Source organism: bacterium SCSIO 12643 (assembly GCA_024398135.1).
Classification (GTDB): domain Bacteria; phylum Bacteroidota; class Bacteroidia; order Flavobacteriales_G; family Salibacteraceae; genus CAJXZP01.
The window spans coordinates 3586573-3598594 of the sequence record CP073750.1; the positions used below are offsets into that span (position 1 = coordinate 3586573).

The following is a 12022-nucleotide window of genomic DNA, read 5'->3' on the forward strand; positions in this document are numbered from 1 at the left end:
CTATGTTTATTGATCCAATTTAGAATAAACCGAGTTTTTACTGACGTATTCTGGAACAATTTTTTTCATTTGCGATACGATATCAAAATTGTTCTGACTGTTATACAAACCAATCAGACTCTCAATTTCTGTAGAAATAATGTTGAAGTCAGCTTCACGAACTTTGGCAATCATGATCTGCGAATGGTGCGTTTTCATGGTATTTTCTTCGTTGGCCAATAACTCTTCATAAAGTTTTTCTCCCGGACGTAAACCGCTGTATTTTATTTGAATGTCACGTCCTAATGTTAGCCCGGAAAGCTTAATCATTTTTTCTGCCAGAGAAACGATTTTCACAGATTCACCCATATCGAAGATGTAAATTTCTCCACCATGTCCCATCATTCCGGCTTCTAAAACCAACTGACATGCTTCAGGAATGGTCATAAAGAAACGAGTAATATCCGGATGTGTAACGGTTAGCGGTCCACCTTCTTCAATTTGACGTCTAAAGATTGGAATGACAGAACCATTTGAACCTAATACATTTCCAAATCGCGTAGTGATAAACTTGGTTTGGCTCTGACTGTTTTTCGATTGGGTATATAACTCAGCAATTCTCTTGGTAGCCCCCATAACATTAGTAGGGTTAACCGCTTTATCGGTAGAGATCATTACGAATTTCTCAATTTCAAACTCTTCAGATAAATCCGCTATAATTTTTGTACCGTGAACATTGGCTCGAATGGCTTCAGACGGATTGTCTTCCATCATAGGTACATGCTTGTATGCGGCAGCATGATAGACAAAATCCGGGCGAAATTCCCTAAACATATTGCGCATTCGGTTTTCATTTCTAATATCTCCGATCACGATCTCGGTCATATTGGTACCATACTGTTCTTTCATGCGTAACTCCAGTTCGTATAATGGAGTTTCAGCCTGATCTAACATGATAATCTTTTCAGGAAAATACTTAGCGATTTGATCTACCAACCCAGAGCCAATAGAACCAGCAGCACCTGTAACCAATACGGTCTTACCCTGTAGCTGACTTTTAATTTTATCCTGATCCAACTGAATCGGTTTTCTGCCTAAAAGCTCTTCAATTTTTACGGACTTGATTTGTTTCGCGCTTAATTCGCCATTGATCCAATCTGTTACTGGAGGAATCACTTTGACTCCGATATTATGGCTTAGTGCCAATTCAATAATTTTAGCTTTCTTATCCTTATCTAAATTTTGAACAGCAATAATTAAATTTTTAGGAGGTGTTTCTTGAAGTAAATGTGGTAAATCATCATCCCCATATATTTTAACTCCTTCCAGAAGTTTACCTTGTTTACTGGTATTAGAGTCTATGAAAGCCATGATGTTGAATTTTGTTTCAGTCACACGATCAAAAGCTTGTTTGGTTGTTAACCCATTATGTCCAGCTCCATAAATCATGATATCTGTTTTTTCTGTAGCTTTTGAAGTAATTTCCTGAAAGATCATTTTTATTACCGTCCGAAAAGTGGCGACTAAAAAGAACGTTAGTACATATTCAAAAATGACTACCGAAAAGGGTAAAATGTAACTTGAATTGAGATAAAAAGAGATAAGATTTAGGACGACAATAACAGCGGTTCCTGTTGTTGTTGCTAAATACAACCTTTGAAGGTCCTGAATGTTCGTATGACGAATAACACCACTGTATGTTTTAAAAATATAGGAGATAAAGATTCGAACACTTAAAACAGCAACGAAAGCGTTAACGAATCCTTTTAATTCACTATCCGGAATTTCAAAATTAAATCGAAGAAGAAAAGAGACACCTAACGAGATGGTTACAATGATCACATCGATACTGAATATAATCCATTTGGGTGCATTAGACTCAAAATTTAAATATGTTTTCAAAACAAAATAATAGTTTGATATTGGGGTCAAAGATATTAGGATTTGTCATTTGATATGGATGAAACAAAGAATGTTTTCAAATACTTTATGGATAATTGTTGGGAACAACGTTTATTTGTGAAAACAATTCGAATTTATGGCAGGAAAAGGATCAAAAATTTCAATTTACGGAGCAATTTTAGCCAATTTGGCAATAGCCATATCTAAATTTTTTGCGGGTTCATATACAGGCAGTTCGGCCATGATATCTGAAGGAATCCACTCATTGGTAGACACTTCAAATGGGGGACTGTTGTTATACGGAATTAAAAGAAGTGAAAAACCAGCGGATAAGACACACCCATTTGGATATGGTATGGAAATTTATTTCTGGTCTTTTGTAGTATCCATTCTCATTTTTGCATTGGGTGGGGGAATTGCCATTTATGAAGGAGTTCATCACATTATAGAACCGGTTGAAGTCGCTAATATTAAAGTCAATTATATTGTATTGGGATTGGCTATTTTATTTGAGGGGTCATCCTTATTTGTAGCGCTAAAACAATTTAAAAAGGATCATGGGAAATTGGGACTTTTGAAGTCTATGCGAAAGAGTAAAGACTCTTCAAGTTTTACCATTATTATTGAAGAAATTGGAGCTATTATAGGATTGGTTGTGGCTATGTTAGGATTGTTTATTGGAGATATGTTTGATTGGCCCTATGCGGATGGAGTGGCTTCAGTAATTATTGGAGTGATATTAACATCTATGGCATTTTTCTTAGCTGTTGAGACGAAAGCATTGTTGATTGGAGAATCTATGGATGAAGATTCTTTAAATATACTGGATGAGGTTTTAAAATCAACAGAAAGTATACAGGACTATGGTTTGATTCGTTCTGTACATTTTGGTCCAACTGGAGTTTTAGCAGGAGTTGATGTTCATTTTGATGATAAATTCTCTTTGGAAGAAATTGAAGCAGAGATCATCAAGATAGAAGAGATCGTAAAGCAGAAAATCCCTGTGGTTAAACACTTATTTATTGAGGTGAAAGAAACGGTTGATCATTCGGTTTAAAAAAGAATAACTGGAATAAATGATTTTTTTAAAGAAAGACGAAGATTTTCCTGACACACATCTGGCAAATGAAGAAGGTATTTTGGCAGTTGGAGGTGATCTTTCTTTAAATCGACTAAAAGAAGCATATTCCAAAGGTATTTTCCCCTGGTATAATGATGACTCTCTGATTCTTTGGTGGGCACCGGACCCAAGATTTGTTTTATTCGCCAAAGATTTGAAGGTTTCAAAATCCATGAAACAAGTAATTCGTTCGGGAAAGTTTACTGTGACTTTCGATCGGGAATTTGAAAGAGTAATTCGCAATTGTAAAACGTCAAAACGTGAAGGACAAAGTGGTACCTGGATTACACAAGATATGGAGCAGGCCTACATTAATTTACATCGTCAGGGAATTGCACATTCAGTAGAGGTATGGTTTGCAAATGAACTGGTAGGAGGTTTATATGGTGTGGCTTTAGGCAAAATGTTTTTTGGCGAATCTATGTATACGCATATGAGCAATGCATCCAAATACGGGTTTATCCAATTGGTTCAAAAACTGGAAGAGAAAGGATTTGATCTGATTGATTGTCAGGATTACACCGCACATCTGGAATCCTTGGGTGCCCATGAGATTTCTCGTGATCGATTCGAGAAACTAATTTCTCATAAAATAAAACTGGAAGGTAAAGTAGGGCAGTGGAGTGATTGGTTACAATAGATTTGATTTAAAATAAAAAAGCGCCATAAATTTATGACGCTTTTAAAAAATCTATTTTTTTATTTTAGTCTTGCTTCATATGTACCACTCTTTGTGGGAATGGAATCTCGATGTTTGCAGCATCTAACGAAGTTTTAACAGCCTCTAAATTATCAAAGTATGCTGGCCAATAATCGTTAGGATCAACCCAGAAACGAACAGATAAATTTACAGAACTATCTCCAAGCTCAGCTACTAAAACCTCCTGATCTTCTGATTTAATGATTCTATCATCTTTTGCTAATTCTTTTAAGATCACTTCTCTGGCCTCTTTGATATTGGCATCATAAGCAATTCCGACAGCCAAACGAATTTGAATTTTTGCAGCTTCTGTAAAGTTGGTTAAACTACCGCCACCAATTGCACTGTTTGGGACAATGATCAATCTGTTTTCAGGTGAACGTAAGCTGGTAACAAAGATTCCGATTTCTTCTACTGTACCCATGTGACCAGCAGCATCTAGAAAATCCCCAACTTTGAATGGTCTAAAAATCAAAAGCATTACACCGCTGGCGAAGTTAGATAGTGTGCCTTGAAGTGCTAAACCAACAGCTAAACCAGCTGCACCAAATACAGCCATAAAAGACATCGTATCGATACCTACCTGATTGGCTACAACAATAAATAATGCAAATTTTAGAGTCCAGGTAAGTAAGTTAATCAAGAATGGACGAAGTGTTGGATCAATACCTCTTCGATCCATTAATTTACTTGTACTTTTAGAAATTACATTGATTATTTTTAAACCAACCCATAAGAGTAAAAGTGCAATTAAAATTTTAGGGGCGTAATTGATAACGTGATCTAGTCCAGTCTCTAAATACTTGTTAATGTCATTCATAGCATAATAGTTTTAGTTTGTAAATATTTGTGAATAACAAAAATGAATTAATTTTTGAAATAGAAAATCAAATTCAAGGAAAAGTTTGAGGTTGTCACAGTTTGGGGAAATTCTATTTTGGTATTTACCCCATTTTTATAATCCAGTACAATTCTGTCATAATGTACACTGGTAAAAGCATAATCATAGTTAAGCGAGAGACCAATTTTTTCAATAGGTCGGTAACCGATTGAAATACCTAAATTATATCCAAAACCAAAAGCCTGACCTCCTTTTTGTTTGATTTTGCCCTCAGTAGATGAGTTGTTATAAATCATTTCTATTTGAGGTAAAGCCACTCCGTTAACACTGGCTTTAGCCATAAATCTAAAAAAGAAATTACCTTCTGCATAAACAGCAGACGGTCCAATAAGTAAAGAAGTAGTATTCCAATTTGAGGTACTGGCAGAAATTATGTTTTCACCGGTGATCTCCTGAGCGTAAGCAATCATTTTTTGTTCATTGACCGGGTTACGGGTGTATTTCATTTCGATCTCAAATTCGTATAGTTCGTTTATTTGAAAACCCAAAGCCGTTTTAAGATTCCATCCAATATCTGCAAATCCATGAAACCCTTCACCTGATGGAGCTCCGGCAAACTCTCCGGTTGGGATCGAAATTCCTGTTCCAAAGTGGGCGTAGTCATGATTTTCATAGTTATGATAACTTTTCGGAGGAACATAATTCGCATACTTATAGGATTGATTGAACCCTATAAAGTGTATCATGCATATAAATATTGTAAACCCGAACCGCATAGTGATACTATTGAATGCTCTAATTTACAGTAAAATATGAGAATTCTCAATTTAATCCTCATGAAATAATAAAGATTGTCAACGAGAAGTCAGTTTGACGTAAAGATTATTCGTCTCAAATCTGCCGGATGATTTTGAAAATAGATTGTAAAGTTTACTTTTATTGGCTCATTAAATTTCAGGAATGATAGAGTTAGAAAAGGGAAAGAGAACCATCGTCCACCTATTGTCACAAGCGGCAATTACGTATAAAGATCAAAGATATGTCAGTCGAAAAACCGATAAAGGTTGGGAATCGTTGACTTATTCTGAAGTCAAACAAAACGTTGATTATTTAGCTGCATACTATTTGGATTTAGGTTTTAAACCAAAGCAAAACTTTGCCATACTTTCGGAAGGAAGCCCGATGTGGGTAATGGGAGAATATAGTGTTTTGGCGATTAATTCGGTTTCTGTTCCTTTATCGGTGAAACTCTTACCCGAAGAAATTCCGTTTAGATTAAATCACTCCAATGTTCAGGGAATTTTTACTTCTAAGAATCATTTAACTAAAGTATTGTCCATCCTGGATCAGGTAGATAATAAAGAGATGAAAATCATCTTTATGGATGAGGACTTTGAATATTTCGAGATTGAAATGAAAAAGGCCGGAATCGATCCTGAAAGAGGAGTTTTGTTTTGGGAGGCATTACGTAAAGGGAAAGAGTTACTACCCGGGTATCAGGATCAATTGGATGAAATCAAAAACAATATTGATGAACATGATATTGTAAACATTTCATATACATCCGGGACGACAGGTAATCCTAAAGGGATTATGCTGACGCATTTAAATTATTATAGCAATGCGGCTGATGGGATTTCGGTGTTTAAATTAAGAGAGAATTTTAGAACTCTGGTCATTTTGCCTGTAGATCATGCATTTGCACATACAGTAGCTCTATATGGAGCGCTGTTTAAAGCATTAGATTTGTTTTTTCTGGATACCAGAGGGGGAACAGCCAATGCGATTAAAAATATTCCGATTAATCTCAAAGAAGTTAAACCACAGTTTTTGTTAACGGTTCCGGCATTATCCGGGAATTTCATACAAAAGATGAAGGAAGGGGTGAAAGAGAAAGGTGGTTTTGTAAACGGAATTTTTGAACGAGGATTAAAGGCTGGATTTGTCAGAAATGGGGATGGTTTTACCAAGCCGGGCGTATTGACCCAAATGACCACGTGGTTTAGTGATAAATTGGCTTCATCTTTAATCTATGGAAAATTAGGTGATGTTTTTGGAGGAGAGTTAGAGTTTATGGTAGGTGGAGGAGCCTTGCTGGATATTAAGCAACAACAGTTTTATAAAGCTATTGGGACACCAATTTTTCAGGGCTACGGATTAACCGAAGCAGCGCCTATTATTTCTTCGAATACACCATTTCGTCATAAGATGGGAACCTCAGGTAATGTAATGCCGGGAGTGACGTGTAAGATTATGAGAAATGATCATGAAGAAGCGGATATAAATGAAATTGGCGAAATCGTGATTCAGGGAGAGAATGTGATGAAAGGGTATTATAAAAACCCTGAAGCCAGTGGATTGGCATTGAGAGATGGATGGTTGTGGACTGGAGATTTGGCATATTACGACAATGATAGATTTTTGGTAGTAACCGGAAGAAACAAAGCTTTGTTGATTTCAGAAGACGGTGAAAAGTATTCACCTGAAGGTATTGAGGAGGCTATTGTGAATTGTAGTAGCATATTTACACATGTGATGTTGTATAATAACCAAAACAGATTCACTACAGCGGTGGTAAGTCTTGATCCGGCAAAGAAATCTATGATTATGAAAGGATCTGGTGAAAAAGCGTATGAACTTGTTAAGGAACAGTTTATGGCATTTATGGATGATCCCACATATAAAACTGTATTTCAGAAGAAATGGATTCCAAAAGTATTTTTCATTGCACCGGAACCTTTTACCGAAGATAACTTTATGGTGAACTCTACGTTGAAAATGGTTCGATATAAAATATTAGAAAGTTACAAGCCTCAAATTGATATCATGTATGGTCCAAAAGGACACCAAAGAATTAATGAAATGAATATTAAGACACTGGAGAAGTAGGATGAAAAGAGCGGGTCTATTTGTATTTTTAACCTTATTCATATTTACGGGGTTTACTCAAAGCAATTGGGAAGTTGAATTACCTGATGTTTTAGTCGAGGGTGTAGAAACAACAATTACGCTTAAGTTAAACCAAACTATAGAAGAACCAATAAGTGAAGTATTGGTCAATGGAACCCGGTTGGCTGTAGAATCTCAAAACAAGAATCAACTTGAGGTTGCATTTACTCCTGAAAATGTAAAGAAATTAGAGATACAATTAGGCGAGGAACAGGTTACTCAAGCGATAAACCCGATACCGCTGTGGACATCAATTTTACCTCCCTTAATCGCAATTGTATTGGCATTGCTGCTAAAAGAGGTCATCTCATCCTTATTTATTGGAATTCTTTCTGGGACTTTAATCATGTCGTTCTACTCAAATGGAATGTCCGGATTGGTTAGTGGTTTTTTTAATACCATAGACACTTACATACTAAATGCATTGAATGATTGGTCACATATAGCGGTAATCGTATTCTCAATGACCATCGCTGGGATTGTGAGTATTATTTCTAAGAATGGGGGAATGCTAGGTGTAGTAAACAGGTTAGAACCGTATGCTCAAAATCCTAGAAGCGGACAGTTTGTGATCTGGTTTATGGGTGTACTGATTTTCTTTGATGATTATGCCAATACACTGGTGGTAGGAAATACTATGCGCCCCGTAGCTGATCGGTTAAAAATTTCAAGACAAAAACTGGCTTATTTAGTCGATTCCACAGCAGCTCCGGTGGCAGCTATCGCATTTATTACGACATGGATCGGAGCCGAATTGGGATATATTGAAACAGGGTTGGGGCATCTGCCTGAATTAGATGAATCACCTTATTCAGTATTTCTAATGTCACTTCAATATGCTTTTTATCCAATATTTACATTGGCATTTATGCTGATGCTAATTTACAAAGGTCGCGATTTTGGCCCCATGTTATTGGCTGAAAAGAATGCACGTAAGGGAATTGAGGCGGGGAATGAATTAAATGAAGATGATGATGAGTTTACGGCAAAAGAAGGAATTCGTCCAAAATCGTTTAATGCAGTAATTCCTATTTTAATTGTCATTTTAGGTGCAATTGCAGGAATGTACATTACCGGAATGAATGGTACATCTCAGACAGATTTAGAGGGATTGAGTTTCTTTAGAAAATTATCTGTCGTTATAGGTAACTCAGATTCTTTTACGGCCTTGTTGTGGTCTTCCATGGCAGGGATTATTGCCGCTGTTATTTTGACTGTAAGTCAGAAAATAATGTCACTTGAGGAAACTATAAATTCAGGGATTGGTGGTTTCAAAACCATGATTCCTGCAATGATAATACTGGTTTTAGCCTGGGCGTTGGCAGGCATAACTGAAGACATGCATACCGCAGTATTCTTACAAGGATTATGGTCGGATGCCTTGTCACCTATATTTATTCCTGCTGTAGTTTTTATATTATCAGGTATGGTGGCTTTTTCAACAGGTTCTTCATGGGGAACTATGGCTATTTTGTACCCTCTACTACTTCCTGCCTCATATCATGTGGCGATAGAAGCAGGGTTATCACATGACGAAGCAATGGTGATATTTTATAATGTAGTATCGGTGATTCTGGCAGGATCTGTTTTTGGTGATCATTGCTCTCCGATTTCTGATACAACAATTCTGAGTTCATTGGCAACCTCATGTAATCATTTGGAGCACGTAAAAACTCAAATGCCATATGCAGTCACAGTTGGAACCATTGCCATTATAATTGGTTCAATTCCTGCAGCTATGGGTGTTTCCTCACTAATTACATTTCCAGTGGGTCTGGCAGTTTTATATGCTATAGTCCAATTTATAGGGAAACCAATAGAAGACTAAGTTAGTTATGATGGGGCGCCTTATGTGTTAGGCTCGTGGCTACTTTAACTGCTTGCACACGATTGTTTACTTCAAGTTTGGAGTAGATGTTTTTCAAATGAGTTCCTACAGTATTCACAGATACAAATAAGATTTCTCCGATTTCACTATTACTTTTTCCCTGAGATAATTGGGTCAATACATCCAATTCTCTCCCCGTTAATGGTGTCTGTAAATAGTTATTGATTGAATCTAATTCAAAAGGTTGATTTGTAGTGTTTTTGCTTTCTTGAAGTAAGGAACTGACCTGCATTCGGAGCAGGTCCATTTCTTTTTGATACAATTCAATTTTTGATCTGTTTTCTATTTCTTCTTTGGCCTTTCGTTGCTTGAAATTATTGATGCCTAAGTAGACAATGACCAGTAATGCAATAAATAGGATGATGAGTGTAATGAAAATAATTCGTTCTGTGTTTTTTTCTTCTTCCAAATGTGTGATTTGGGCTGCCTGAAGTTCAGCCTTTTGACGAGATTGTTCCAGCGCAAATCGTTTGTCTTTTTCTACGATTAGTTTCTCAATTTTATTTTCTGATAGACTGTCTTTTAATTGATTAGATACCTGAAGAAGTTTATAGGCTTCAGTAGATTGACCTTGTTCAAATAAAACTTCTGATAGGGAACGACTTACACGTTCAATGTTAACCAAATGTTTGATTTCTTGATAAATGTTTAAAGCTTCACGGAGATATTTACTGGCTTGAGGATAATCATGTAATTCACGATAAATATTGCCTTTTCTATAGAGATTTAGTGCGTAGAATGTAGGAAACCCCACTTTATCCCCATTATCTAATGAAAGATTGATATAATGCAGGGCTTTGGTATAATCACCCAGGCAAGTGTATTGTTGCGCAATATTGGATTGACACATTGGAATTACCCAGGGACTCATTTGATTTTCTATAACCAGGTTCAGTGATTTTTGATGAAATTCTAGACTCTTGCTGCAATTGTTTTGAGAAGAATATAGATTGGCCTTTCTGTGGTAAATTTTCGCTTGAATCTCAAGATTCCGTAATTCATTATTCAATTTTTGAGCATCATCAAAATACTTTAAAGCAATATCCGGTTTGGATTGTTCACCATAAATAGCACCAATTTGAATCAGAGTTTTAGCCTCGTTTACTTTATGGTTTAAATCTTTCTGAATTTCCAGACTTTGATCTAAATAGAGTAGGGTCTTATCAATATTACCGAGTTTATTATTTCGGTTGGCTAATAATCTGAGACAAGCGGCTTTCCAATAGGGTGAATTTTGAGTATTTAAAATATCCAACGAACGCTCATACAAAATAATAGCCGTGTCGGTCTTTCCTTGCGTTATACTATAGGTTCCAATAGTGATTAGGTCAATTGCGGATGCCAGAGAATCGGTTGCGAATTTTTTGTGTTCCAGAGTTTTATTTAAAATGGACTGAACAGAGTCCATTTTTCCATTTTGATGATAAGCATCTAATAAATTATTCAATAGCTCGGCTTCGGTTGTAGTGCCTTTAAGGTCTGATAAATATTCTAATCCTTTATTGGAATATTTCAACGATTTTGGAATACTCGAATGATCTGTATACCATGTTGCCAGAGCTAAATGGCATTGGGCATTGCGTAGATTGGCTTCTTCTGTTTGGATTTTTTTATGGTAGGAATCATTTTGAATGCGCAATAATGCTTCATTAAACAGTAATAAAGCACTGTCTTCGTTTTGAGATGGGATGTTTTGGAAGATTTGATAGTAATCTGAAAAATTATTTTGCGCAATTGAAGTAGAAAGAAATAGTGTATGAATGAGAAAAATAAGAACGAATCGAAATGAGAAGATAAGATATGGAGTTGGTGAGATTTTGAATAGAAATGAGGAGGAATTCATTGTAAATGGTACTTGATCGGTGATACTTTTCATTTAATTAGAGAGGAATATGTGTTTCGCCTGCTAACATAAAAAATTAAATAGGTGAAAAGCGGATTTTTTTATGGATGGTGATAAATAGTTTTAAGCTTTTGAAAATGAAAATAGTAATTGAAAAAAACGATGAATTTGATTGAAAAATAGCCTCACCTATATAGGTGAGATTGGCTACATGTTGCTTGAAATCACTAGAATACGTGAAGGAATACACGAATTGGTTTTAGGATGTTTGAGGAAATTAATTATTCATCTAAAATCATTTATTATGAAAAAAAGTTTCAAAGTATTATTCGTATTAGTAGCTGTATTCATGGCATGGGGAGAATCTCAAGCGCAAACTGAATTGGTTATAAAGAATTTAACAGATTGCAAATACGAAGTTGAAGTTTTTGTTGCAGGTATGGGAACTTGTACCGCACCTTATCCGGCAACAACAGTTTTTGTTCCGGAAAACTCTACAATTAATTATGTATGTCCTACGGGATTATGGGTTGTAGGTGCGCATCTGGTAAATTATGGTATTGGTCTTTCAAGTCCAATACCTGGTCCGTGTATAGGGTTCCCATCAAATGCGACCTTTATGAACTTCTGTACTTATCTGACCAATGCACAATATGTACAAGGCCCTCCTGTACCTTATGCTACGCCTGGAGCTAGTCCTTCAATTTTATATCTCTGGTAGAATAATACTTCGTGAATTATAGAGGGCAGGAGCTGATGTTATGGGAGTAACATCAGCTTCTTTTTTATTCGACTATTTG

9 protein-coding genes are annotated in these 12022 nt (G+C 36.1%); 5 read left to right on the forward strand and 4 right to left on the reverse strand.

Annotated elements, in window-relative coordinates; genetic code table 11:
• Positions 1–6: 6 nt before the first annotated feature.
• On the reverse strand, positions 7–1881 hold the full coding sequence (locus KFE94_15775; GenBank protein ID UTW66093.1) for a polysaccharide biosynthesis protein: 1875 nt from the start codon (positions 1879–1881) through the stop codon (positions 7–9).
• A gap of 136 nt (positions 1882–2017) precedes the next feature.
• On the opposite strand from KFE94_15775, the gene KFE94_15780 reads away from it, so the two are divergent.
• Both KFE94_15780 and aat read left to right on the forward strand, forming a co-directional pair.
• A complete protein-coding gene (locus tag KFE94_15780; protein ID UTW66094.1) occupies positions 2018–2938 on the forward strand; it encodes a cation diffusion facilitator family transporter in 921 nt (306 codons plus the stop codon).
• Positions 2939–2957: 19 nt separating this feature from the next.
• Positions 2958–3641 (forward strand): leucyl/phenylalanyl-tRNA--protein transferase, encoded by a 684-nt coding sequence (aat, locus tag KFE94_15785; protein UTW66095.1) that lies wholly within the window; start codon positions 2958–2960, stop codon positions 3639–3641.
• A 64-nt stretch (positions 3642–3705) separates the two neighbouring features.
• Here aat and KFE94_15790 read toward each other — a convergent pair whose 3' ends face one another.
• Together KFE94_15790 and KFE94_15795 are read right to left on the reverse strand one after the other, a co-directional pair.
• Complete coding sequence (locus tag KFE94_15790) at positions 3706–4521, reverse strand: mechanosensitive ion channel (GenBank protein ID UTW66096.1); 816 nt, start codon at positions 4519–4521, stop codon at positions 3706–3708.
• Positions 4522–4568: 47 nt separating this feature from the next.
• Positions 4569–5288, reverse strand: a complete 720-nt coding sequence (locus KFE94_15795) for a hypothetical protein (protein ID UTW66097.1) — start codon at positions 5286–5288, stop codon at positions 4569–4571.
• 214 nt (positions 5289–5502) lie between these two features.
• Here KFE94_15795 and KFE94_15800 point away from each other — a divergent pair, with 214 nt between their 5' ends.
• Both KFE94_15800 and KFE94_15805 read left to right on the forward strand, forming a co-directional pair.
• The gene (locus tag KFE94_15800) at positions 5503–7431 is read left to right on the forward strand and encodes an AMP-binding protein (protein ID UTW66098.1); all 1929 of its coding nucleotides are present in this window, start codon (positions 5503–5505) and stop codon (positions 7429–7431) included.
• 1 nt (position 7432) lies between these two features.
• A complete protein-coding gene (locus KFE94_15805; GenBank protein ID UTW66099.1) occupies positions 7433–9319 on the forward strand; it encodes a Na+/H+ antiporter NhaC family protein in 1887 nt (628 codons plus the stop codon).
• Position 9320: 1 nt separating this feature from the next.
• Here the strand turns inward: KFE94_15805 and KFE94_15810 are convergent, their stop codons facing one another.
• Positions 9321–11255 carry a tetratricopeptide repeat protein gene (locus KFE94_15810; protein ID UTW66100.1) on the reverse strand — a complete coding sequence of 645 codons (1935 nt, stop codon included), beginning with the start codon at positions 11253–11255 and terminating at the stop codon, positions 9321–9323.
• A 271-nt stretch (positions 11256–11526) separates the two neighbouring features.
• Between KFE94_15810 and KFE94_15815 the strand changes: the two genes are divergently transcribed.
• A complete protein-coding gene (locus KFE94_15815) occupies positions 11527–11943 on the forward strand; it encodes a hypothetical protein (GenBank protein UTW66101.1) in 417 nt (138 codons plus the stop codon).
• Positions 11944–12022: the final 79 nt, after the last annotated feature.

Excerpts from the sequence above, each read along its gene's own strand:
- KFE94_15780 (UTW66094.1), top strand. The coding sequence starts at position 2,018 with ATGGCAGGAAAAGGATCAAAAATTTCAATTTACGGAGCAATTTTAGCC.
- aat (UTW66095.1), top strand. The coding sequence starts at position 2,958 with ATGATTTTTTTAAAGAAAGACGAAGATTTTCCTGACACACATCTGGCA.
- KFE94_15790 (UTW66096.1), bottom strand. The coding sequence starts at position 4,521 with ATGAATGACATTAACAAGTATTTAGAGACTGGACTAGATCACGTTATC.
- KFE94_15795 (UTW66097.1), bottom strand. The coding sequence starts at position 5,288 with ATGATACACTTTATAGGGTTCAATCAATCCTATAAGTATGCGAATTAT.
- KFE94_15800 (UTW66098.1), top strand. The coding sequence starts at position 5,503 with ATGATAGAGTTAGAAAAGGGAAAGAGAACCATCGTCCACCTATTGTCA.
- KFE94_15805 (UTW66099.1), top strand. The coding sequence starts at position 7,433 with ATGAAAAGAGCGGGTCTATTTGTATTTTTAACCTTATTCATATTTACG.
- KFE94_15810 (UTW66100.1), bottom strand. The coding sequence starts at position 11,255 with ATGAAAAGTATCACCGATCAAGTACCATTTACAATGAATTCCTCCTCA.
- KFE94_15815 (UTW66101.1), top strand. The coding sequence starts at position 11,527 with ATGAAAAAAAGTTTCAAAGTATTATTCGTATTAGTAGCTGTATTCATG.